Raw genomic sequence first — 22,446 nt, 5'->3', positions numbered from 1 at the left:
TTAAGGTGAAAATAGGAATAGTTATATTTTTTTACTACTTAATACAATCCCGCTCACTACATATAGAATAGATGCAATATAAAAAATTGTACCAATCGTAAAGAAATCTACTAAATATCCCGTGGCAATAACCGCTACTGCTCCGCCAATGGATGTCCACACATGGTATTTTCCAATCTCATAACCAGCCTTTTCCTGCGCAACCTTTCGTGCTAACGAAGTCTTCTCAGTATTACGCTGCACAGCACCTAAAATGCCCATTACAATTTGAAGAATATATACATGCCATACTTCCGTGGCAATCGGAAAGCAAAGCATTAAGATTGCCATGGACCAAGCGTATATGATTAATAATTTTTTATCACCTACTTGATCAGATATCTTTCCCACTAGTGGATATACAAGTGCTGATGTTAAAGCAAATAAGCCATACGCCCAGCCAAATTGCGAGAAGCTATTTCCAACGTTTCGAAGCAATAATATATAAAAAGGAAATACCATACTTCCTGCCATCATGATGATACTTTGCGAAGCCACAAATCTTCTATATGTCATTTCGTATACTCCCTATAAAATAAATTCACAAATCTCTCTTCTGAATCTACTTCCTTCTTTTTCTTGAGAAATTCTTCAATACGAGGATATGCCCTCTTTAACTGCTCTTTCGTTGGATAAGAATAGTACGGCAAATAGTAACTACCGTTATGCTTTAAAGTAACATCAATCATCTTCCGAATGACATCCTCTGTTTTCTTTATCTCACTCTCTGAGCGTCCCTGGTTAATCAAAAGAACCAGCGCAAACATATCATCTTTCGCATAGGACAAAACTGCATTTTCATTCTTTTCCACGTAACGAATCGTAATGTTGAGTAAATTAAACTCTTCTTCATTTAATACGTTACGTAAATCATCTATATACTCCGTGAAAGCATCTATAGGCACAAAGTATTCTTGTAACACTTCGGTCCTATTTGGATTTTCATATTCCATAAAAGCACTATCTGATCTCATAACATTATTACGCGTCTCATACTTTCCATCTGTACGTTCAAAATAACCTCTTTGTATATCCCAAAACGCATTCTTTCCCCAATCACTATAACGTGATAACCCAAGTAAAAATTTCGGTACCGCTATAATATTTTCTTCCTTTAATTCACTGTACTCTTCTCTCATATTTTGATTTTGTGCCAAAGTATAATCTGTCACATACATCTCTTTTAAAAATGAATTTGGAGCAACAGAAATACGCGCTAAGTGCATACGAACATTCTCATCTCTTTTCACTTTCTCTTTGAAATAAGATGCGTATTCTTTATAATCTATCATTCTCGTGTGCATTTCATATAATTCATCATCTGTTAACTTCAGCGTCACATCTAAAATAACTCCAAATAAACCGTAACCCCCAATGACATATGGAAATAACTCTGCATTTTCTTCTCTACTTACATTACGTACCGTGCCATCTGCCATTAACAATCTAAATGAATCTACTGTATCAATTAGTGCCTCATGACGAATATCACGCCCGTGTACATTTACACTTAATGAACCACCAACAGTAAAAATATTTTGAGACTGCATGACCTGTACCGCAAGGCCATATGGATTTATTTTCTTCTGAATATCATTCCACGTGATACCACTTTGAACTGTAATCTGCTTCTTCTCTGGATCAAATTCTAATATTTTATTATACCCTTTCATATCGAGCATCGTGCCATTTGGATAATATGTCTGTCCTCCTTGGCTATGTTGCATGCCTGCAATGGAAATTTTCTCTCCTGAAACTTTTGCATCTCGCACTAATTTTATTAACGAGTGCTCTTCCGTAGCACTTTCAACACGTTTTATTTTTGTCGGAAGCAATTTACCTACATCACTCATAATAGGATGATCAATTTGTTTTTTATACGTATGTACAGACGTTGCAAGCAAAACCGTATATGCAACAATGACCGCCGCTATCTTTCCTTTTTTCAAATGACACTCTCCTCTTCTACATCTTTTCCTCTTTATATTGTACCTATTTTCCTATGAAGAAAGAATACAAAAAAGAGGGACCTTATTTTAGGTCCCTCCTTATCAAAACTGTTACTTTGCTGCTGGCAATTGTATTGGGTCAAACTTTTCATACGACGTATATTTTGCGTTCGTAATAATGTGTGCTTTATCCTTGCCATTGCTACTCATAATCATGTCTATCTTTGCTGATTCATATTTAAAATCTTTTGTAATGATATATTCTGCATCCACTTCTTCTATCTTCGCATTTTGTGCTTGTAACATTTTCTTCTGTGTTTCATCCATGCTAGTTAACATACTTTCTGTTTCTTGCCCTTTTAATGTAAATTTCAGTTTATATTTATCTCCGCTTTTCTCCAGCTTCATTTTATCTAAAACTACTTCCGGTACTTCTAATTTATCTATAATATCTTGAGTCGCTTTCATTCCACCAGCGTTTAATTGCTCCTCTGGTACGGTTACAACTTCTCCTGTATTAGGGTTTTTTACCTCACCAGCAACTTTACCATCCACAGTATACACTACAATATCTGTACCGGAAATATTCATTTCAGAACGAGAATTCTTTGTCTTTGGCTCTAATTGCATCTTAGCCTTTAATATATCCATCTCTGTTCCCTCAGCTTTTACCCCTACACCATATGTCATCGTTACATGTTCTTCATTTTTAAAAGCTTCATTCGTTTTCTTGAAAACATCTTTCGCCGTTAATTCCTTTTCTTTTTGAACGGATTCTTTTTTCGGCTCATCCGTCTTTGCTGTTTTCTCATTACTACACCCTACCCCTAGACTGATTGCAAGTACTAAACTTGAAACAAAAATAATTTTTTTCATACTGTTGCCCCCTTTCCCAAAATAATATCACCTCTTTTCCTATGAAATCTATATAATTTTTAATCTATACTCACTATATAGCGACATGTTTAATAAAGATCTTAAATATGATGTAAATAAAGACAACTCATTTCAGGAGGACATTATGAAGGCGATCATTTGCACACAGTATGGACCACCTAACGTTCTTCAGCTTCAAAATATAGAGAAACCTATACCTAAAAAGAACGAAGTATTAGTTAAAATTCACGCAACAAGTGTATCGACTGGAGATTGTAGAATACGCGGATTTAATAGCCCTCTATTATTTTGGATTCCTATGCGACTTATATTAGGACTTAGAAAACCGAGAAACCCTATACTTGGCGTAGAATTAGCAGGAGAGATAGAGGAGATCGGGACAGATGTAACTCAATTTAAAAAAGGAGATCAAATTTTTGCATTAACAGAACTAAATCTTGGTGGTTATGCCGAATACACATGCGTGCATGAAAGTGGATTAATAACATTAAAACCTACCAATGTAACGTATGAAGAAGCCGCAGTTATTCCTTTTGGTGGAACTTCAGCGTTGCATTTTCTGAGAAAAGGCCGAATAAAAAAGGGGCAACAAGTTCTCATATATGGTGCCTCTGGATCAGTAGGAACAGCTGCCATACAACTCGCTAAATATTTTGGTGCGATCGTTACAGCTGTTTGTAGTAATTCAAATTTTGAACTAGTGCAATCTTTAGGAGCGGATAAAGTAATTGATTATACGAAAGAAGATTTTACTAAGCGGCGCGAGCGTTACGATATTATATTTGATGCAGTTGGGAAGCATAAAAAATCCCTTTGTAAACAAGTATTAGCGCCTAATGGAAAATATGTATCTGTGAATGGAATGATGGCAAAAGTAAGTAAAGAGGATATGATTCTACTAAAAAGACTAACTGAAACAGAACATTTAAAACCTGTTATTGATAGAACTTACCGATTAGAAGAAATTGCTGAAGCTCATATGTATGTGGAAAAAGGGCATAAAAAAGGAAACGTTTCGATTACCTTAAAATAAAATATATTCAGAAAACAATATTGACAATTCTTTTTGTAAGATTTACTATTAGTACCATACTAAAAAACTACATACACATACTCTTATCAAGAGTGGCGGAGGGACTGGCCCGATGATGCCCGGCAACCGAGCTTATGACGTATAAGCTAAGGTGCTAATTCCTGCAAAACGAGTTTTCGTTTTGGAAGATAAGAGAGGAACCTATTTCGTCTATTCGGCACCTCTCTTATTTTGAGAGGTGCTTTTTATTTTGGAACGTATATGAAGGGGGGGAATCATAGATGAAGAAAGTATTATTAAGCATTGTAAGCGGAGCGGTACTATTATTAGGCGCATGTAGCGCAGGTTCAGATAAACAAGTAAAAGCGTTAGATGAGAAAAAGATTACTGTCGGTGTAACAGGCGGGCCGCATGAGCAGATTTTTGAAAAGGTAAAAGAAGTGGCAGCGAAAGATGGTCTCGAAATTGATATAAAAGTATTTAATGATTATGTAGCACCAAACGTATCCCTCGATGAAAAAAGCCTTGATGTAAATAGCTATCAAACGAAATCATATTTAGACGTATTTAAAGCTGAACGTAATATGAAATTAACCGAAGTATTTTCAACAGTAACATTCCCTATGGGCGTCTATTCTAAAGACATAAAAGATGTAAAAGAATTAAAAGAGGGCGACGCAATCGCTGTCCCAAATGACCCAACGAATGAACTTCGTGCTTTAAAGTTATTTGAAAAAGCAGGGGTTTTAAAAGTGGATCCAAAAGCGACAGAAAAAGCGACTGCGAAAGATGTAATTGAAAATCCAAAAAAATTAAAGATTGTTGAGTTAGAGGCATCTCAATTACCAACACAACTAAGTGAAGTAAAAGCAGCTGCAATTAATACAAACTTTGCATTAGGTGCAAAATTAAGCCCTGCGAAAGATTCCATTTTCCGTGAAGGCAAAGATTCGCCTTATGTGAACTGGGTCGTTGTTCGTACTGAAAATAAAGATGATGTTGTTGTAAATAAATTAAAAAAAGCTTATCAATCTAAAGAAGTAAAAGAATTTATCGAGAAAAAATTTGATGGTTCTGTTTTACCGTCTTGGTAGGAGCTGACGATAATGATTGAATTAAAAAATGTATCCAAAGTATTTACAACAAAAAAGGGGAATGTGGAAGCTCTTAAGTCCACTTCCCTCCAAGTAAAAAAGGGCGAAGTATTTGGAATCATTGGATATAGTGGCGCTGGCAAAAGTACATTAATTCGCTGTGTAAATTTATTAGAAAAACCAACGACAGGAAATATTATTGTAAACGAGCAAGATTTAACAACACTGTCTACAAAAGAACTAGCAAAAGCGAGACAAAAAATCGGGATGATTTTTCAAGGATTCAATTTGCTCAAAACTGTTACCGTTTATGAAAATATCGCATTACCGTTACGCCTTGCTGGCGTTCCAAAATTAGAAATTGAAAAAAGGGTAGAAAAGTATTTACGTATTGTCGATCTTTTTAATCGAAAAGATGCCTATCCGAGTGAACTTTCTGGTGGCCAGAAACAACGTGTTGCCATTGCACGTGCACTATCACATGAACCGGAAGTGTTATTAAGCGACGAAGCAACGAGTGCTTTAGATCCAGAAACAACTGATTCTATTCTTGACCTATTATTAAAGATTAATGAGGAAATCGGGATTACAATTTTATTAATTACACATGAAATGAATGTCATCCAACGTATATGCGACCGAGTTGCTGTTATGGAACATGGAGCAGTAATTGAAAGCGGGACTGTGAAGGAGATCTTCACAAACCCACAACATGTAACAACGAAGAAATTTGTAAATAGTGCATTTGCAGCAAAAATCCCAGCTGAAGTACAAAAAGAACTACAAAGAACCGGAGAAATCGTAACACTTTCATTTATAGGAAATTCTTCTGGTGAACCAGCGTTAGCTATCGCTACAAAACGTTTCCAAGTGTATCCAAATATTTTATCCGGTAATATTACACAGTTAAAACATGAGGCATACGGGAAACTTGTCATTCATATGCAAGGGGAACAAAATGAAATCAACCACGCTTTATCATTTTTACAAGAGCAAGGAATCATCGTAGAAGGGGGTAGAACAGATTATGGGAAACAAGTCCTTTTTGGATGAATGGGGTAAAGTCATATGGGAAGCAACCATTCAAACATTTCAAATGACATCTATTTCACTATTCATCTCTATCCTTATTGCACTACCACTTGGTGTCACACTTGTTTTAACAAGACCTGGTGGGCAGCACGAAAATAAAATCATTTACCCAATTCTTAATACAATTATTAATATCATTCGCTCTCTTCCATTTATCATTCTATTATTCTTCATTTTACCTTTTACAAAGTTTCTAATGGGAACCTCCATTGGTGTACAAGGCGTAATCGTACCGCTTGTCGTATTCACGGCCCCTTATATTGCACGATTAATGGAAACTGCTTTATTAGAAGTAGATCGCGGCGTTATTGAAGCCTATCAAGCGATGGGCGTTTCTACTATAAAAATTATTTGGCACGTTATGGTGAAAGAAGCTCGTCCCTCCCTTGTACTTGGATTAACAATTGCAACGATTGGCTTAATCGGCGCAACAGCAATGGCTGGTCTTGTAGGCGCTGGTGGGCTAGGGGACTTAGCATATCGCTTCGGACATTTACGCTATGAACCTGAAGTAATGTATGCAACTGTCTTTATTTTAATTATCCTCGTTCAAGGATTACAGTCTTTAGGGAATGGTATTGCACGAAGGTTGAAGAAAGATTAAAAAAGAAGGTATCTCACTAAGGTGAGATACCTTCTTTTTTATCTTTTAAATCTACCTTCTGAATGAATAACTTGCCCAGTAATCCACTCAGCTTCTTCACTTACTAAAAATTTAATGAGTCTAGCTGCATCCTTTGGCTCACCAATTCTGCCAAAAGGAAACATCGGCTTTAACCCTTGTTTTATCTCTTCAGTCATCCATCCTGTATCAGTTGGTCCTGGATTAATTGCATTCACTGTTATTCCTAAATGAGCTACCTCTGCTGACAACGTACTAGTAAGAGCATCAATAGCTCCCTTCGTTGTTGCATACGCTAGTTCTCCTACCATAGGACCTTGAAATTGCCCCGAAGTCATATTCACAATTCTACCACCAGATTTTTTATCAAATCCTCGGGCAAATTGACTACTGAGCAATGTAGTCGCACGAATATTCACCATATAATGCTTATCTAATTCTTCAGCAGTCAACGTAGAGAAATCATTATTCGTAGAATATGCTGCATTATTAATTAATATATGAGGGTACCCTAATTGTTCAGTAACTTTATTTATAAGCTCTTTCGGTGCATCATTCTGAGTTAAATCTAACTCCATACTTGAGACTTTAACACCGTTTTTTAGTAACTCTTCTTTTAATTGTATTTGTTCATTTTTATCAACGCCCCAAGGCATCTCTTTATCGTAAGCTGTCCAATACGTAAAAAATATATCGTATCCTGATTCAGCTAATTCTTTACAAACCGCTGCGCCTATACCATCTAGACGACTTACCCCTGTAATAACTGCTACTTTATTTTTTAATTGGTTCATCATATACTCCTCCAAGTTTAAAGGACGCATATTTTATATAAGAGATATAAACTTTCCCACAAAAAAGACAGATACATAAAATAGGCACCTATCCTTATAAAAGGGATGTACAATCCAAATATGCATTCCTTGAATGATTTACAGATGACTAAATAAACCCTCGCTTATGAGAGCAAAATTCATCTATCTAGTTTCTAATCATTACAAGTTCATCCACATATTGAGTCTTTGTCTCCTTTACATATATCTCTATTCTTAGTTTATCAAAGCAGATAAAATGTTACAAAAAATAAAACAATTATTCACAACCCATCCTTGTTCACATTCTCTCCATTGTGAATCTTTTCACATTGGATATATAATAAACTTGTAAATACAATATTGGAGGGATTTCAATGGTTATCAATTTTTTAAGAACTGATAAACGTGCTACTTTCATATTATTACTTTTACGGCTTTACATAGGATATACATGGCTCGCTGCTGGGATAGGCAAAGTCTTCGGACAATCTTTTGACGCAAGCGGTTTTCTAAAGGGTGCTATTGCTCAAGCATCAGGTGACCACCCTGCAGTACAAAGTTGGTGGGCAGATTTTCTTCAACATTTTGTCCTTCCAAACGCAGACCTATTTAGCTTTTTAGTTCAATGGGGAGAAATTTTAGTAGGTCTAGGTTTGATTTTAGGCGGATTAACAAAAACAGCTGCATTTTTCGGAATCATAATGAATCTTTCATTTTTATTAAGTGGAACTGTTAGTGTAAACCCAAACCTGCTTATTTTGACTATGTTCATTTTAGTTGCAGGGCAGAACGCTGGACGTATTGGATTAGATGGCTATGTTTTCCCTAAACTTTTCCGTAAAAACAACCACAGAACATATAAATTAAGTAAAACTGCGTAGTAACAATTTACTTTTAAAATATAAATAAGAAAAAGAGCCTGAATATAGGCTCTTTTTCTTATTTATCCTAATTTAAACTTTTAACGAACCACGAAAACCTCTGGCAGCATAGTAAGAGTCTGCTCCATTGTGGTACACGAAAACATGTCCAAAGCGATAATCGCAAAATAGAGCACCACCAAGCTCTCTAATATCTGAAGGTGTTTGTACCCAACTCGATGATTTCATATCAAAATCTCCAAGTTGTTGTAACTCTCGATATTGTTCTTCCGTTAATAACTCAATGCCCATAGCATTGGCAACATCAATAACGTTATTTTCTGGTTTATGTTTTTTTCTTGATTCTAACGCTTCAAGATCATAACAAAGACTTCTGCGGCCTTTAGGACTCTCCTTTGAACAATCATAGAAAGTATATTCGTCCTTTTCTTCATCATAACCAACAACATCCGGCTCACCACCAGTTACTTCCATTTCGTTAAGTGACCACATTTTTTCATTATTAGTAGTCAGCTTCGCTTCAACTTTAGCCCATTCAAGACCTTCATGGCGGTTCATGTTTTTCTCAAAACGAGCTTGCAATACTTTCAATAACTCTTCACGTTTTTCTACTAGTAAGTCATTTTTATTTCCTGTCATATTAGTCCTCCCTGATTTATGTACTGATAGTAGTTTAAGTATATATTTTATAATAAATCATCTCAATATGAAGACCGTTTCAACCTTATGCCTTGTACAAACATCCCTTACAAATTCCTAAAACCCTCCATACTCTCTCCAAGAATATAGTGTGAAAACCACATCAAGTTCTGCTTCATAATAGCCACATGAACTCCTGGTTGGTCAGAACTATATGCCATTCCTTTAAATATAATTAATTCTGTATCAACTTCCATATCCATTAATCCTTGATATAGATCATATGCATTTGTAATTGGAATTCTTGCATCCTTTTCCCCATGTTGAATTAAGGTAGGCGTACAAGCTGATTTAATATACGTCATAGGTGATGTCTTCGTATATATCTCTGGGTCATTCCATGGAGTATTTCCTAAATACATTCTAATAAAGTAAGGTATATCTGTATTTACATAATGGGTACTCCAGTTAGTGATTCCACCGCCAACTGAAATAGCTTTAAACCGACTACTAAACGTAGAACAGAAAGCTGATACATATCCACCGTTGCTCCATCCCATAACTCCTACTCTATCCTTGTCTACCATCCCTTTTTCTACTAGTTCATCCACTCCAGATATAACATCACCGTAGTCAGCAATCCCCTGTTTTCTATAGTTAGCTTTTAAAAATTCATTACCATAACCTGAACTTCCTCTGTAATTTGGCTCTAAAACGATAAAGCCTTTTTCAACAAACTGTTCAATCGGATATTTCTCATTGAAGCAGTCTGAAAATATCGGAAAAGATGCCCAAGCCGGACCGCCGTGAATTACTACTAATAAAGGATATTTTTTATTAGTGTCAAACTCTACTGGCGTTGATAAAACACCTTCTATTTCAAGACCATCGCTACTTTTCCATGAGATGATTTCCCTGTTACTTCTAAGTTTCCCTTTGAAAAAGCTATTTTCATCCGTTATTTTTTTATCGTCTAAATAGATTTCAAAGGTTTCATTTGTTATTGCCTTATTGTAGGATATATGTTTGCCATCCTTTGTTATAGAAGCATCCATTATAAAGCCATCTACTTTTTCGCTTAATATTTCCACAGTGCCATCTTCGGCTAGCAAACCAATAAGATAATTCGTTTTATTCTGCCACCTAATTAAAACCCCTTTAGCTGTCCACTGTAATGGCATAACCGTACTATCAAAATTTGTTACAGGTTGAATTAGCTCTCCGGTATTTATATCATATATCTCTAAAGTACTATCTTGTATGTGGTTTCTATAGTAATCCTTCTCTCTTATGCTTGCTGTGTAACATATTTTACTGCCGTCAGGAGAAAAGCAAACACTCCCTCCCAACAACTTATCCACATTCAGCTTTTGTAGCTCTCCAGTTTTAATATGGAGTATGTATAGATCTCCATTTATATAATCTGCCATATTTGAGCTTGGTGTCGCCATAAATACAACCTTTTTACCATCATTTGAAATATCAAATTCATGGATATGAAAATCCTTACCATCCGTTAATTGATAAACGACTCTGTTCTCGTGTTCATCTGTATCACTTTGTATCACCTTCTCTATTTCAATGTAATATAAACAATTATTCTGGTGTTCCTTACCTATATGTTGAAAATCTCCATATAGGTCCTTACGTTTCTTTATCTCCTCACATTCTTTTGACTGCGTAACATAATAAAGACCCTTGCCAGTATGACCCCATTTGAATGTACTGACTCCTTCTTTCTCATCGGTAATTTGAACCTCTCTATAACCATCTAGTGACTTAACAAATATCTGATTTTTCCCATCACCAACTGGACTAAGATATGCGATACACCTAGCATCTGGAGACCATAATGGGTGTGTACTATCTATATCACCATTTGATAATGGGTAACTCTGCTTCTTATCTTTTTCATATATCCATACATGATTCCTATATGTATTGTCTTTCCAATCAGCCGTCTTCTTAACAAATGCTACGTTTTTACCATCATCACTTATGTTTGTACTTGATACGGTTGGTAATGAAATAATCTCTTCTATACTTAGATATGTTTTTTCATTCACTTTCATCAATATACCCCCTTGAAATGTCTATAAATCTCTCATCTCTTTTTGCCGTAATAAAGGAAATTGTTCACGAATACTTAAAATGATAACGGAAAATTCAGATAAATAAAAGTGAAGTCGATAAAGTAAAACTTTAATCTATGGAGTTCTATCCACTTACCAATTCTAGATGTTCTTTTTCGACACAAAAACACCCCTTTTAGATACAAATTTGTAAATTTATTTTAAAGCTATAACTATATGTTGGTTTAGAATAAAATTTGATAAAAATGAAGTCACAAATCTTTATTTAACAACAAAAAAATTCATTTTGAAAAAACGATTGATCAAAATAGAATCACTCTTTTTAACTAAGTATGAGATTTTTATAAAAAAATTTTAATCCAAACTCACTTAGAATCTTTACTTGAAGGAATAAAGCTTCGCATCTTTTTTGTGAACATCGTTAAACTAAGATAAACTTTGACCATATCTGTAATTAATTGTAAAATATTATACGTAGAAAGGTATTATAAAATAAATATAGAAGGGGTATGTTTTTTAGTTTTAAAGGGGCTAAAGCACATCTATTTTATGTTTTTAAAGGGAGAATTGAAAAATCATATGAAGAATTTCAAAAAGAGTACAGGTAAAATTTTACTAGCATCCGGATTAGTAGTTTCTATGTCAGCTTGTAGTGTAACAAATTTATTTGGAGAAAAAGAAAAAACAAATACTGAATCTGGTAAACAAGAAAGTAAAGAAACTAAGACAGAAGGAACAAATCCAACTAAGTCAGAAGGTAAATCATCTGAAACAAAGGAAAAATCAACTAACTCAAAAGAAGAAAGTAAAGATGTTAAGATGATTATGGTTTTGCCTGAGGATTACCCACAACTTATGGTAGACATTGAAGAAGACTTATTAAGACGTCTAGATTACTATGATGCTTCTGTGAGGGATAATAAAAAGGGAAGTAAGTCAAATGAAGAGGTACGAGATAGTATTAAAGACTTAGATAAAGTATTTAATAAAATAGAGCGTATAGATGCACCAGGAAAATACAAAGAAGATCATAAGGAAATTGTAAAAGCTGTTCAAAAGTTAAAAGAATCTTTCAAAGAAGTATCGAAGTTATTTGATTACTCTAAAACACTTAAAGATACGGATGATGCAATCATAGATAAAGCAAACAATAAATTAGATGAAGCAAAACGCATTTGGAAACCTGTATTTAATAAGTTAAAAGCGGAAGCTAAGGGTGGTTCAACAACTACTTCTACAACAAGTGGTACTAGTTCTTCTAACTCACCGAGTTTATCTAGTGGTAATACAGTTAAAACATACAGTACCCAAGATAAAACTGGTATATTCAAAGGAAAAATTGATACACCAGACGAGGATTCCGCTAAGTTTAAGAATGTACAGAACAACTATAAAGACGGTACAGAGCTTGTAGGTAATTGGGGTATTGATTACGGAGACGGAGTCAAAACTACGTTAGTCCTAAAAGCAGATAAGACATTTGAAACATATGCAAATGGTTCTTATCCAAATAAAGATAATTACTTAACAGGAACATACCAAGCAGACGTTTCTTCCCATCAGTTAACGCTAATGGTGGAAAAAGGAACTCAAAATGGTCAAGAAGTGAAATTAGAAAGACCTATTTATTCATCATATGAGGTTAAAAATTTAGATGGTAAAGCGTTACAGATTTTCCACATAGACGAACAAGTAACAATTTGTTATGTAAAACAATAAATAACTAAAAAAACTCTGTAAAATGATTTTTACAGAGTTTTTTCTTAGTTTTAATTTATTTCAAACGTATAACTATACTTATTAACCTACCAATCTCCTACTCAACAGTAACAGACTTAGCTAAGTTACGTGGCTTATCAACGTCACACTCGCGGTGAAGTGCTGCGTAGTATGAGATAAGTTGTAATGGAATAACTGCTACTAGCGGTGCTAGCGCTTCGTGTACAGCTGGTAATACGAAGCTGTCACCTTCCATTTCTAAGCCTTTCATTGAAATGATACATGGGTTAGCCCCGCGTGCTACTACTTCTTTCACGTTACCACGAATTCCAAGGTTTACGTGCTCTTGTGTAGCAAGTGCGATAACTGGTGTACCATTTTCGATTAAAGCGATTGTACCGTGTTTTAACTCTCCTCCAGCGAATCCTTCTGCTTGGATGTAAGAGATTTCTTTTAGTTTTAACGCACCTTCTAATCCTACGTAGAAGTCTACGCTACGTCCGATGAAGAAACAGTTACGCGTTGTCGCTAAAAATTGTTTTGCTAATGCGTCCATTTCTTCTTTTTGATCACAAAGTTCTATCATTGCATTTGCTACAAGTCCTAGTTCGTGTGTTAAATCGAAATCAAGAACTTCACCTTTTGCTTTAGCAATATCAGCCGCTAAAATTGAAAGTACTGCAAGCTGTGCTGTGTAAGCTTTCGTTGATGCAACTGCAATTTCTGGTCCAGCGTATAACGGAAGTGTATAATCAGCTTCACGAGAAAGCGTAGAACCAGGCACGTTTGTAATTGTTAATGCTTTATGGCCCATTTCATTTGTTTGCACAAGTACTGCACGGCTATCAGCTGTTTCACCACTTTGTGAAATGTAAATGAAGAATGGTCTTTCTGTTAATAATGGCATGTTGTAAGAGAATTCACTTGCCACGTGTACTTCAACTGGCATTTTTGCAAACTTCTCGATAAATTGTTTTCCAACAAGACCTGCATGATAACTCGTTCCACATGCAATGATGTAAATACGATCGCTATCTAAAATCGCATTGCGGATGTCTTGATTTAATTCAATTTCGCCATTTTCATCTTGATACTTTTGAATTATATTGCGGATTACAAGTGGTTGCTCATCGATTTCTTTAAGCATGAAATGAGGATATGTTCCCTTTTCAATATCACTTGCGTCTAATTCCGCTGTAAACGGTGCACGTTCAATCGTTTCACCTTGTAAGTTTTTAATTGTAATACTTTCTTTCGTTACGATTACGATTTCTTTATCCATTAGCTCAATAAATTGATCTGTAACTTGTAACATCGCCATAGCGTCGCTTGCCACAACATTAAAGTTGTCACCAACACCTACTAATAGCGGGCTTTTGTTTTTAGCAACATAAATCATGTTTGGATTTTCAGCATCAAGTAATCCGATTGCATAAGAGCCATGTAAAAGAGATAGCGTATTACGGAACGCTTCTTCTACACTTAATCCTGTGCTCACTTGTTGTTCCATAAGCTGTACGATAACCTCTGTATCTGTTTCACTTACGAACGTTACATCTTGTAAATATTCCTTTTTCACTAATTCATAGTTTTCAATTACACCGTTATGAACTAATGTAAAGCGTTTTGATGTACTTTGATGCGGATGCGCGTTTACCTTACTTGGAACACCGTGTGTAGCCCAGCGTGTGTGTCCGATACCTACGCTTGCTGCTACGTTCTCATCTACGATTTCACGAAGTTTTGCGATACGGCCTTTTTCTTTGTATACAACAACACCGTTCTCTGCTTGTACTGCAATACCTGCTGAATCATATCCACGATATTCTAGCTTTTCTAAACCTTTTAATAAAATTTCCTTTGCATCTTGCTCTCCAATAAATCCTACGATTCCACACATGTTTAGTCGCCGTTACAAATGCTTACACTGCTCTGCGAACATGTAACGACATAGTCCGATACCATTTTTATTTATACTAAAAAACGGATTACATATTGCTAGCCCTGTAAGCTTGTAACGGCTTTCACCTTCCTCTCGATTGGGTTTAAGTCCGTATATACTTATACAGCTAGTTTTCATCCGTTCCTCTTCTCTCATCACACTTTCACCTTTGTCCACTAAGTCACCTTAATGATTTAAGTAAAAGTTTGCGGTTGTGATGAACAACCGGGAGTCATCCGCCGAAATCTCGATAAACCCCACCTCGTCAACTACACTATTTGTAGTTCTGGCGCTTTTATAATTTACAATATTTCCTTTGAGAAAAAGAACAAGACCATCTTATAACAAACATGGATAAACCGTCAATGAAATTTTTTTCATCGTCTATAAAACATATGAAAAAGGAGCACTTTTTGTGCTCCTTTTTCATATAAATTCAGCTAATTATTCAGCGCCAACTTCGGCTTTCACAACTTCTACAATGCGATGTACATATGCATCACAAACTTCTTGTGTTGGTGCTTCTGCCATTACACGAATAAGTGGCTCTGTTCCAGATGGACGAACAAGAATACGGCCATCACCGTTCATTTCTTCCTCTACAACACGAATAATTTCTTTAATTTTTTCATTTTCTAATGCTAATTTTTTATCTGTTACACGAACGTTTACTAACAATTGTGGGAATTTCGTCATTTCTCCTGCAAGCTCAGATAATGGCTTTTTCGTCATTTTCATGATGTTTACAAGTTGAAGTGCACTTAACATTCCATCACCAGTTGTAATGTAATCAAGTAAGATAATATGGCCTGATTGTTCTCCACCTAGGTTGTAACCCCCACGCTTCATTTCTTCCATTACGTAGCGGTCACCAACTGCTGTTTTATCACTTGTAATATTATTTGCTTCAAGTGCCTTGTAAAAACCTAAGTTACTCATAACAGTTGAAACAACTGTATTATGTTTTAATTGACCAGTTTCTTTCATATATTTCGCACAAATGAACATAATTTGATCACCGTCAACGATGTTTCCTTTTTCGTCTACAGCAATTAAACGGTCGCCATCGCCATCAAAAGCAAGTCCGATATCCGCACCTTTTTCTTTTACCAATTCAGCTAAGCCTTCTGGATGTGTAGATCCTACACCCTCATTAATATTCATACCGTTTGGAGAAGTTCCCATTGTTGAAATATCAGCTTCTAGGTCTGCAAATAAGTATGGAGCTAGAGAAGAAGTTGCACCATGTGCACAATCTAAAGCGATATGTAGGCCAGAGAAATCTTCTTCAACAGTTTGTTTAATGTACTGTAAATATTTTTGTCCACCTTCAAAGTAATCGCTCACTTGTCCAAGATTAGTACCTGTCGGACGTGGTAGTTCATCAACTTCTTTGTCTAATAAAGCTTCAATCTCAGCTTCTTGCTCATCTGTTAATTTAAAGCCGTCTGAACCAAAGAATTTAATACCGTTATCTTGTACTGGATTATGAGATGCAGAAATCATAACACCCGCTTGTGCATCTAGTGCTTTTGTTAAATAAGCAACGCCCGGTGTAGAAATAACGCCAAGGCGCATTACTTCTGCTCCAGTTGATAATAGGCCTGCTACTAAAGCTCCTTCTAACATATGACCAGATACACGTGTATCACGACCGATAATTACTTTTGGACGATCTGTATCTTTTGTTAATACATAACCACCAAAACGTCCAATTTTGAAAGCTAATTCAGGTGTTAACTCCTTATTTGCAACTCCGCGTACTCCATCTGTACCAAAATATTTACCCATTATGATTCGCTCCTTTTTCTTGCTCTTTTTGATTATCTACTGTTGGTTCTTGACTCGTTTCTTTATCTTTATCTTTATCTTGATTTTGATTTTGGTTTTGATTCTTTTCCTGTTCTTTTTCTGAATCAGGTTCAGGATTTTTTGGTTTCTCATTTTGATTTTCTTGATCCGTATTTGAATCCGGTTGTTGACCGTTACCCTGTACTTCTTTATCTGGTTTTTCTTTCTTCACAATAGTAACTTTAGCACTTTTTTGTTTTGGCTCTATTGAAATATTACCAGGACCGCTCACTTGAATGGAAATATCTTTCGTCCCTGAGGATACATTTTGCAGATTAATTACCGCTGTTATTTGAGCAGCTGTTATTTTATCTACTATACTTGCTTCTCCTGAAATATCAACACTTATCTTTCCATCTTGCGGCGAAAGTAGCTGAGCAGTAACATCTTTAGACAGTCCATTTTTCTGGATTGGGATACCATCAATCGTTTTTGTTTTCGTTTGTTTTGTTTTTTGCACTCCCACTGAAACCTTCACTTGATTCGGTTTTGCACTTGTTACACCCTTGGGTAATAAAACAGAGGCATCGAATGTTGTAGACTCTGTCAATTGACTAAGATCTACTTCGACCCCCTCTAGAGATTGTATATTATCCAAAATATCTTTTGGACCAGCTATCGTTACTTCTCTCGGTTCAACACTGATATTTGTAACCGCCAATCCTTCTGCTAAACTCCCCTTCTTCGTATACGTTACAGGAACAGTTTTTTCAGTATTATTGGCTGTAGTTTGCGTTGCCACATTCAACGTTACACTAATCTTAGATGGACTTGTTCTTACATTTAAACGTTTTCCTTCTTTATTGTATAATGTAACTTCGGGAGTTTTTGTAACAGTTTTATTAACACCTTTTAAATCAACATACGCTTTGGCAGATGAAATGCTTTCAATTTCTTCTTTCGTCCCAACTACCTCAACAGTATCCGGTTTAAGGCTTGATTTTTCTAGAGTAGCCCCCGCTGGCATCTGATCCTCATTTGATAATTTCAGATCTACATGAACATATTTTCTCGCCTTTTCATGAAGAGTAACTTTAATTGTTGATGGCTGAACTGTTCCTTTCACATCATCTGGAAGCCCGTTCGTTTTTAAAGAAATCTCATAAGTTCCTTTTGGACTATCTCGCAAATCAACCGGTATGTCAAATTGTTTTTTTGCTTTTGCTGTAGCAACTGATGCTTTTGGGCCTTCTAATTTTACTTTAACGCCCTCTGCCGGAATACCACTTACAATATATTTTTCCTCATCATACTTAAGATTAATAGCATAATTAGTTAATGTTTCTTTCGTATCATTTGCAAAAGGTAATATACCTGATGTCGTATTTTTTTCAGTTAACGTCGCTGACATAAAAAGCATACACGCCAATAGTAATGAGATCCCTTTTAAAAACCAATGATTCTCCATTAACTTATCCATGACGCTTTCTCCTCCAATTCCATAAAGACGAAGAAGTCGTTTTTTCGTTTCCACTAAATTCAGCTAATAACATATCTTTCAGCTGTTCTGTCTTCAAATCACGATGCAACTTACCATTTTTCGTTAAAGAAATTTGACCAGTTTCTTCAGACACAACTACTGTAATACTATCAGTAACTTCACTAACTCCCATTGCAGCACGATGTCTAGTTCCTAATTCTTTAGAAATAAACGGACTTTCTGATAATGGAAGATAGCATGCTGCTGCTTTAATTGTACTTCCTTGCATAATTACCGCTCCGTCATGAAGAGGTGTATTTGGAATAAAAATATTAATAAGTAATTCCGATGATACGTTTGCATTAAGCGGAATACCCGTTTCCACATAATCACCCATACCGGTCTCTTTTGACAAAGTAATTAATGCACCAATTCTACGTTTCCCCATATATTCGGTTGCTTTTGCTATCGCTGTTGCAACCATTTCAGGTTCATCATCCTCATGCGTTCCAACACGCGAAAATAAACTCCCGCGCCCTAGCTGCTCAAGTGCTCTTCGCAATTCTGGCTGAAAGATAATAATAACGGCTAAAAATCCCCACGTTAATACTTGTTCAGTTAGCCAAGATAGCGTACGCAATTCAAGGAAAATACTGATCATCTTAACGACGATAATAACTGTAATCCCTTTTAAAAGTTGAACAGCTTTCGTCCCTCGGATTATAAGAATTAGCTTATATATAATAAACCATACAATGGCAATATCTAATGCCGTACTAAGATATTTCAAAATGGTCGTATCTTCAAAAGGCATGCTATCCCTTCCTCCTACTTACGAGCAATTCTATCCATATATTGAAATATTGTTTTATGCTCTATCTGTATGTATTTCCAACAACTAGTTAATTATACCATACATGAAACAAACGACAATTACAAACAACCCCCTTTAGCTCAAATTGGTAAGATGTCAAACATTTTTATTGTACAGTATAATATAAATCATTATTATACGCTTATTTTCAAATAAAAAAAGCAACTTCTCAGTTGCTTTTCTTACATTTATTTTAGTTTTTCACCGAATAAAGAACCCATTAAAGCAACTGCTGTTGTTGCCGTTCTATTTCTCTCATCTAAAATCGTATTTACCTCAACAAATTCAGCAGATGTGATAATATCAGCTTCTGCTAACATTTCCATCGCCAAATGACTTTCACGATAAGATAGACCGCCAATTACAGGTGTTCCAACACCTGGTGCATCATGAGGATCAAGACCATCTAAATCTAATGATAAGTGTACACCATCGGTATGAGATAAATATGCGATTGTTTCTTCCATCACAGCCGTCATCCCCATACGATCAATTTCATGCATTGAGAACACTTTAATACCTTCATTGCGAATGAAATCTTTTTCTCCTTCATCCAATGCACGCGCACCGATAATTACGACATTCTCTTTTTTCACCTTTGGATATGCTCCGTATAAATCTACAAGTGAAGAATGTCCATAACCTAAACTTGCTGCAAGTGACATACCATGAATATTTCCAGATGGTGAAGTTTCCTCTGTATTTAAATCACCGTGTGCATCATACCAAATAACGCCTAAGTTTTTATAATGTTTTGCTACACCAGCTAATGTACCGATAGCAATACTATGGTCACCACCTAATACAAGTGGAAAACGACCTTCTTCTATAATATGATCCACCTTACTTGCTAATTCATTACATACAGTTGCAACTTGTGTAAGGTTTCTTAATTTTGTATTTTCATCTATCTCTTTTTCTCTCTCTATACATATATCTCCCATATCTTTAACGTCATATCCAATTTCTTCAATTCTTTCAATTACCCCTGCATAACGGATCGCGCTCGGTCCCATATCAACTCCACGACGCATCTGTCCTAAATCCATTGGAACTCCAATAACTGAGATTTCTTTTTTCATAGATAGTATCCCCCTTTTATGCCTTCACTAAATATTTTAAATCTTTTATATAGTCTGACTCAACTCGACATTTTTCTGTATGGATATACAATTTATTCACTTATATTCACGTTGAAAACCAAATTTTAAGACTATTCTATGTATAAAGTTAACTTAATGAAACAATCGCAATCACTATTATTAAATAATAATAAAACACTCCTATATTTAGAAGTGTTTTTCTGATGCTATTTTCCATACTGTTGCAATATTCTTCGTTGTCATTTCAATATTTTCTTCTGCTACTTTATATGCTTCTTCTAGTGTCATCGGTCTCGTTGTAATACTAAATACCGCATCTATTCCTTTCTCGTACACAGCTGAATAATCAGATGATACAGACCCTCCAATAGCAATTACAGGCACAGAAAAACGTTTTGCACGCCCCGCAACACCCACAGGAGCCTTTCCATATGCAGTTTGTTTATCTATTCTACCTTCACCAGTTATAATAAGATTTGCATCTTCTATATGTTTATCGAAATTTGTATAATCTAATACAATTTCAATGCCCCTACGCAAGTCTCCCTTTAACACTGAAATAACAGCCGCTCCCATTCCTCCCGCTGCCCCTGCACCAGGTATTTCAGATACATCAAAAGATACATATCGTTTAAGCATATTCGCATAATGTTGTAAATTTTCATCTAGCTCTTTCATCATCTCTATATTTGCACCCTTTTGTCTCCCAAATACGAAAGATGCTCCCTGCATTCCGACTAATGGATTATCCACATCACATGCCGCTTCTATCTTTACCCCCTTTAAGCGTGGGTCCATTCGTGAAAAATCAATAGTAACAATCGAGTGTAATGTGCCTCCAGATGAATCTATTACTTCACCCTTGCCATTTATAAACCTTACTCCTAAAGCCGCTAACATACCTGCCCCGCCATCATTTGTAGCACTTCCTCCAAGTCCTAAAATTATGTACTCCACTCCTTGATCTAGCGCATGTAATATAAGTTCTCCTGTTCCTTTTGTCGTTGTAATAAGTGGGTTGCGCTTTTCAACTGGAACGTGCTGTAATCCTGATGCTGCTGCCATTTCAATAAACGCTGTCTTTTTATCTTTAGAAATGCCATAAAAAGCTTGTATACCTTCTCTAAGCGGTCCTGTCACACTAATTGATATAATTCTCCCCCCTGTAGCATCAACAAGCGATTCAACCGTCCCTTCTCCTCCATCTCCAATTGGTATTTTCACATACTCTGCATTAGGAAAAATTGCTCTAAAACCTCTTTCAATAGCTCCACATACTTCTATAGCTTTTAGGCTTTCTTTATATGAATCAGATGCAATAACAACTTTCACAATTATCTCCCCATCCCTTATTTTTACGTTTTCTTCATTTTAAACGACAAGTATAAAAGTTGTCTTTTTAAACACAAAAAAAGCTTACATCGTATGATGTAAGCTTTTTTATTTAGATGGAGCCTAGCGGGATCGAACCGCTGACCTCCTGCGTGCAAGGCAGGCGCTCTCCCAGCTGAGCTAAGGCCCCTTATTAATTAAGCGGAAGACGGGATTCGAACCCGCGACCCCAACCTTGGCAAGGTTGTATTCTACCACTGAACTACTTCCGCAAAAATGATGAGCCATGAAGGACTCGAACCTTCGACCCTCTGATTAAAAGTCAGATGCTCTACCAACTGAGCTAATGGCTCGTAAATGGCTGGGCTAGCTGGATTCGAACCAGCGCATGACGGAGTCAAAGTCCGTTGCCTTACCGCTTGGCTATAGCCCATTAATATTTACTAGTATGGTTATCTTTTCAAAAAAATAAACCCTCTCAGGTTATTTTAAAGAAAATGGTGGAGGGGGGCAGATTCGAACTGCCGAACCCGAAGGAGCGGATTTACAGTCCGCCGCGTTTAGCCACTTCGCTACCCCTCCGACATTTTAAATATATATGGTGGAGGATGACGGGATCGAACCGCCGACCCCCTGCTTGTAAGGCAGGTGCTCTCCCAGCTGAGCTAATCCTCCAAAAGTGGTGACCCGTACGGGATTCGAACCCGTGTTACCGCCGTGAAAGGGCGGTGTCTTAACCACTTGACCAACGGGCCAAAAAAGTTTTAAACCTATTCCCAAGCTTCCAACCGGGCTTGAACCGGTGACCTCTTCCTTACCATGGAAGTGCTCTACCAGCTGAGCTATGGAAGCATAATGGCTCCGCAGGTAGGACTCGAACCTACGACCGATCGGTTAACAGCCGATAGCTCTACCACTGAGCTACTGCGGAATAATATTAGCCTGGCAACGTCCTACTCTCACAGGGACAAGGTCCCAACTACCATCGGCGCTAGAGAGCTTAACTTCCGTGTTCGGTATGGGAACGGGTGTGACCTCTCTGCCATCATTA

The 22,446-nt window shown here is 36.3% G+C and carries 19 protein-coding genes, 9 tRNA genes, 1 rRNA gene and 1 riboswitch; of the genes, 6 read left to right on the top strand and 23 right to left on the bottom strand.

Going from position 1 to position 22,446, the window contains the following annotated elements:
* Positions 1 to 21: 21 nt before the first annotated feature.
* From ACTFRU_RS27920 to ACTFRU_RS27910, 3 genes are all read right to left on the bottom strand, one after another.
* Positions 22 to 555 carry an MFS transporter gene (locus ACTFRU_RS27920; RefSeq protein WP_000222361.1) on the bottom strand — a complete coding sequence of 178 codons (534 nt, stop codon included), beginning with the start codon at positions 553 to 555 and terminating at the stop codon, positions 22 to 24.
* Complete coding sequence (locus ACTFRU_RS27915) at positions 552 to 1,988, bottom strand: FAD-binding oxidoreductase (protein WP_440037990.1); 1,437 nt, start codon at positions 1,986 to 1,988, stop codon at positions 552 to 554. Before ACTFRU_RS27915 ends, ACTFRU_RS27920 begins: the two co-directional genes overlap by 4 nt.
* 111 nt (positions 1,989 to 2,099) lie before the next feature.
* Positions 2,100 to 2,864 carry a hypothetical protein gene (locus tag ACTFRU_RS27910; protein ID WP_431154990.1) on the bottom strand — a complete coding sequence of 255 codons (765 nt, stop codon included), beginning with the start codon at positions 2,862 to 2,864 and terminating at the stop codon, positions 2,100 to 2,102.
* Between the two features lie 145 nt (positions 2,865 to 3,009).
* Here ACTFRU_RS27910 and ACTFRU_RS27905 point away from each other — a divergent pair, with 145 nt between their 5' ends.
* From ACTFRU_RS27905 to ACTFRU_RS27890, 4 genes are all read left to right on the top strand, one after another.
* Entirely contained in the window at positions 3,010 to 3,918 is a 909-nt protein-coding gene (locus tag ACTFRU_RS27905; RefSeq protein ID WP_000643882.1) for an NAD(P)-dependent alcohol dehydrogenase, read from the top strand.
* 80 nt (positions 3,919 to 3,998) lie between these two features.
* Positions 3,999 to 4,113, top strand: a riboswitch (SAM riboswitch).
* 86 nt (positions 4,114 to 4,199) lie between these two features.
* A complete protein-coding gene (locus ACTFRU_RS27900; RefSeq protein WP_000756980.1) occupies positions 4,200 to 5,012 on the top strand; it encodes a MetQ/NlpA family ABC transporter substrate-binding protein in 813 nt (270 codons plus the stop codon).
* A gap of 12 nt (positions 5,013 to 5,024) precedes the next feature.
* Positions 5,025 to 6,065, top strand: a complete 1,041-nt coding sequence (locus ACTFRU_RS27895) for a methionine ABC transporter ATP-binding protein (RefSeq protein ID WP_000571355.1) — start codon at positions 5,025 to 5,027, stop codon at positions 6,063 to 6,065.
* The gene (locus ACTFRU_RS27890; protein ID WP_000527136.1) at positions 6,040 to 6,708 is read left to right on the top strand and encodes a methionine ABC transporter permease; all 669 of its coding nucleotides are present in this window, start codon (positions 6,040 to 6,042) and stop codon (positions 6,706 to 6,708) included. The genes ACTFRU_RS27895 and ACTFRU_RS27890 overlap by 26 nt, the downstream gene beginning before the upstream one ends.
* Before the next feature lie 38 nt (positions 6,709 to 6,746).
* Here the strand turns inward: ACTFRU_RS27890 and ACTFRU_RS27885 are convergent, their stop codons facing one another.
* A complete protein-coding gene (locus tag ACTFRU_RS27885; RefSeq protein ID WP_440037989.1) occupies positions 6,747 to 7,523 on the bottom strand; it encodes an SDR family oxidoreductase in 777 nt (258 codons plus the stop codon).
* Positions 7,524 to 7,915: 392 nt separating this feature from the next.
* On the opposite strand from ACTFRU_RS27885, the gene ACTFRU_RS27880 reads away from it, so the two are divergent.
* A complete protein-coding gene (locus tag ACTFRU_RS27880) occupies positions 7,916 to 8,422 on the top strand; it encodes a DoxX family membrane protein (RefSeq protein WP_000236368.1) in 507 nt (168 codons plus the stop codon).
* Between the two features lie 72 nt (positions 8,423 to 8,494).
* Here the strand turns inward: ACTFRU_RS27880 and ACTFRU_RS27875 are convergent, their stop codons facing one another.
* Positions 8,495 to 9,061 carry a DUF4256 domain-containing protein gene (locus ACTFRU_RS27875; protein WP_000147394.1) on the bottom strand — a complete coding sequence of 189 codons (567 nt, stop codon included), beginning with the start codon at positions 9,059 to 9,061 and terminating at the stop codon, positions 8,495 to 8,497.
* 107 nt (positions 9,062 to 9,168) lie between these two features.
* The gene (locus tag ACTFRU_RS27870) at positions 9,169 to 11,133 is read right to left on the bottom strand and encodes a S9 family peptidase (protein WP_016124181.1); all 1,965 of its coding nucleotides are present in this window, start codon (positions 11,131 to 11,133) and stop codon (positions 9,169 to 9,171) included.
* Between the two features lie 588 nt (positions 11,134 to 11,721).
* Between ACTFRU_RS27870 and ACTFRU_RS27865 the strand changes: the two genes are divergently transcribed.
* Positions 11,722 to 12,873 carry a DUF3994 domain-containing protein gene (locus ACTFRU_RS27865; protein ID WP_076876317.1) on the top strand — a complete coding sequence of 384 codons (1,152 nt, stop codon included), beginning with the start codon at positions 11,722 to 11,724 and terminating at the stop codon, positions 12,871 to 12,873.
* A 97-nt stretch (positions 12,874 to 12,970) separates the two neighbouring features.
* On the opposite strand, the gene glmS is transcribed toward ACTFRU_RS27865, so the two are convergent.
* The 17 genes from glmS to rrf all read right to left on the bottom strand — a co-directional run.
* Positions 12,971 to 14,773: a glutamine--fructose-6-phosphate transaminase (isomerizing) gene (gene glmS, locus ACTFRU_RS27860; protein ID WP_000334163.1), complete on the bottom strand. Its 1,803-nt coding sequence runs from the start codon at positions 14,771 to 14,773 to the stop codon at positions 12,971 to 12,973.
* Positions 14,774 to 14,785: 12 nt separating this feature from the next.
* On the bottom strand, positions 14,786 to 14,971 hold the full coding sequence (locus ACTFRU_RS27855; RefSeq protein ID WP_001206405.1) for a hypothetical protein: 186 nt from the start codon (positions 14,969 to 14,971) through the stop codon (positions 14,786 to 14,788).
* 288 nt (positions 14,972 to 15,259) lie between these two features.
* Positions 15,260 to 16,606, bottom strand: a complete 1,347-nt coding sequence (gene glmM, locus ACTFRU_RS27850; protein ID WP_000521476.1) for a phosphoglucosamine mutase — start codon at positions 16,604 to 16,606, stop codon at positions 15,260 to 15,262.
* Positions 16,599 to 18,086, bottom strand: coding sequence for a CdaR family protein (locus tag ACTFRU_RS27845; RefSeq protein ID WP_000359600.1), 1,488 nt, complete (start codon positions 18,084 to 18,086; stop codon positions 16,599 to 16,601). Before ACTFRU_RS27845 ends, glmM begins: the two co-directional genes overlap by 8 nt.
* Positions 18,079 to 18,900, bottom strand: coding sequence for a diadenylate cyclase CdaA (cdaA, locus tag ACTFRU_RS27840; protein WP_001115697.1), 822 nt, complete (start codon positions 18,898 to 18,900; stop codon positions 18,079 to 18,081). The genes ACTFRU_RS27845 and cdaA overlap by 8 nt, the downstream gene beginning before the upstream one ends.
* A gap of 248 nt (positions 18,901 to 19,148) precedes the next feature.
* Entirely contained in the window at positions 19,149 to 20,042 is an 894-nt protein-coding gene (gene rocF, locus ACTFRU_RS27835) for an arginase (protein ID WP_000711563.1), read from the bottom strand.
* Between the two features lie 207 nt (positions 20,043 to 20,249).
* On the bottom strand, positions 20,250 to 21,395 hold the full coding sequence (locus ACTFRU_RS27830; protein ID WP_440037988.1) for a glycerate kinase: 1,146 nt from the start codon (positions 21,393 to 21,395) through the stop codon (positions 20,250 to 20,252).
* A 117-nt stretch (positions 21,396 to 21,512) separates the two neighbouring features.
* Positions 21,513 to 21,585 (bottom strand) — tRNA-Ala (locus tag ACTFRU_RS27825).
* A gap of 10 nt (positions 21,586 to 21,595) precedes the next feature.
* Positions 21,596 to 21,667: transfer RNA gene (locus ACTFRU_RS27820), tRNA-Gly, on the bottom strand.
* 8 nt (positions 21,668 to 21,675) lie between these two features.
* Positions 21,676 to 21,748: transfer RNA gene (locus ACTFRU_RS27815), tRNA-Lys, on the bottom strand.
* 5 nt (positions 21,749 to 21,753) lie between these two features.
* Positions 21,754 to 21,828 (bottom strand) — tRNA-Gln (locus ACTFRU_RS27810).
* A gap of 65 nt (positions 21,829 to 21,893) precedes the next feature.
* Positions 21,894 to 21,977 (bottom strand) — tRNA-Tyr (locus tag ACTFRU_RS27805).
* Between the two features lie 17 nt (positions 21,978 to 21,994).
* Positions 21,995 to 22,070, bottom strand: a tRNA-Val gene (locus tag ACTFRU_RS27800).
* Positions 22,071 to 22,075: 5 nt separating this feature from the next.
* A tRNA-Glu gene (locus tag ACTFRU_RS27795) sits at positions 22,076 to 22,150 on the bottom strand.
* 24 nt (positions 22,151 to 22,174) lie between these two features.
* Positions 22,175 to 22,247 (bottom strand) — tRNA-Thr (locus tag ACTFRU_RS27790).
* A gap of 4 nt (positions 22,248 to 22,251) precedes the next feature.
* Positions 22,252 to 22,326 (bottom strand) — tRNA-Asn (locus tag ACTFRU_RS27785).
* Between the two features lie 9 nt (positions 22,327 to 22,335).
* Positions 22,336 to 22,446: ribosomal RNA gene (gene rrf, locus ACTFRU_RS27780) — 5S ribosomal RNA — on the bottom strand; the annotation flags it as partial.

The sequence above is a fragment of the Bacillus cereus group sp. MYBK220-1 genome, from assembly GCF_051916445.1.
GTDB lineage: Bacteria > Bacillota > Bacilli > Bacillales > Bacillaceae_G > Bacillus_A > Bacillus_A cereus.
Note: the sequence above shows the minus strand (reverse complement) of the source record. Positions and strands in the feature narration are given on the sequence as shown.

Coding starts and splice junctions, on each gene's coding strand:
- ACTFRU_RS27855 (WP_001206405.1), bottom strand. CDS start 14,971: ATGAGAGAAGAGGAACGGATGAAAACTAGCTGTATAAGTATATACGGA.
- ACTFRU_RS27900 (WP_000756980.1), top strand. CDS start 4,200: ATGAAGAAAGTATTATTAAGCATTGTAAGCGGAGCGGTACTATTATTA.
- ACTFRU_RS27920 (WP_000222361.1), bottom strand. CDS start 555: ATGACATATAGAAGATTTGTGGCTTCGCAAAGTATCATCATGATGGCA.
- ACTFRU_RS27870 (WP_016124181.1), bottom strand. CDS start 11,133: ATGAAAGTGAATGAAAAAACATATCTAAGTATAGAAGAGATTATTTCA.
- ACTFRU_RS27880 (WP_000236368.1), top strand. CDS start 7,916: ATGGTTATCAATTTTTTAAGAACTGATAAACGTGCTACTTTCATATTA.
- cdaA (WP_001115697.1), bottom strand. CDS start 18,900: ATGCCTTTTGAAGATACGACCATTTTGAAATATCTTAGTACGGCATTA.
- ACTFRU_RS27910 (WP_431154990.1), bottom strand. CDS start 2,864: ATGAAAAAAATTATTTTTGTTTCAAGTTTAGTACTTGCAATCAGTCTA.
- ACTFRU_RS27885 (WP_440037989.1), bottom strand. CDS start 7,523: ATGATGAACCAATTAAAAAATAAAGTAGCAGTTATTACAGGGGTAAGT.
- ACTFRU_RS27905 (WP_000643882.1), top strand. CDS start 3,010: ATGAAGGCGATCATTTGCACACAGTATGGACCACCTAACGTTCTTCAG.
- glmS (WP_000334163.1), bottom strand. CDS start 14,773: ATGTGTGGAATCGTAGGATTTATTGGAGAGCAAGATGCAAAGGAAATT.
- glmM (WP_000521476.1), bottom strand. CDS start 16,606: ATGGGTAAATATTTTGGTACAGATGGAGTACGCGGAGTTGCAAATAAG.
- rocF (WP_000711563.1), bottom strand. CDS start 20,042: ATGAAAAAAGAAATCTCAGTTATTGGAGTTCCAATGGATTTAGGACAG.
- ACTFRU_RS27895 (WP_000571355.1), top strand. CDS start 5,025: ATGATTGAATTAAAAAATGTATCCAAAGTATTTACAACAAAAAAGGGG.
- ACTFRU_RS27875 (WP_000147394.1), bottom strand. CDS start 9,061: ATGACAGGAAATAAAAATGACTTACTAGTAGAAAAACGTGAAGAGTTA.
- ACTFRU_RS27890 (WP_000527136.1), top strand. CDS start 6,040: ATGGGAAACAAGTCCTTTTTGGATGAATGGGGTAAAGTCATATGGGAA.
- ACTFRU_RS27845 (WP_000359600.1), bottom strand. CDS start 18,086: ATGGATAAGTTAATGGAGAATCATTGGTTTTTAAAAGGGATCTCATTA.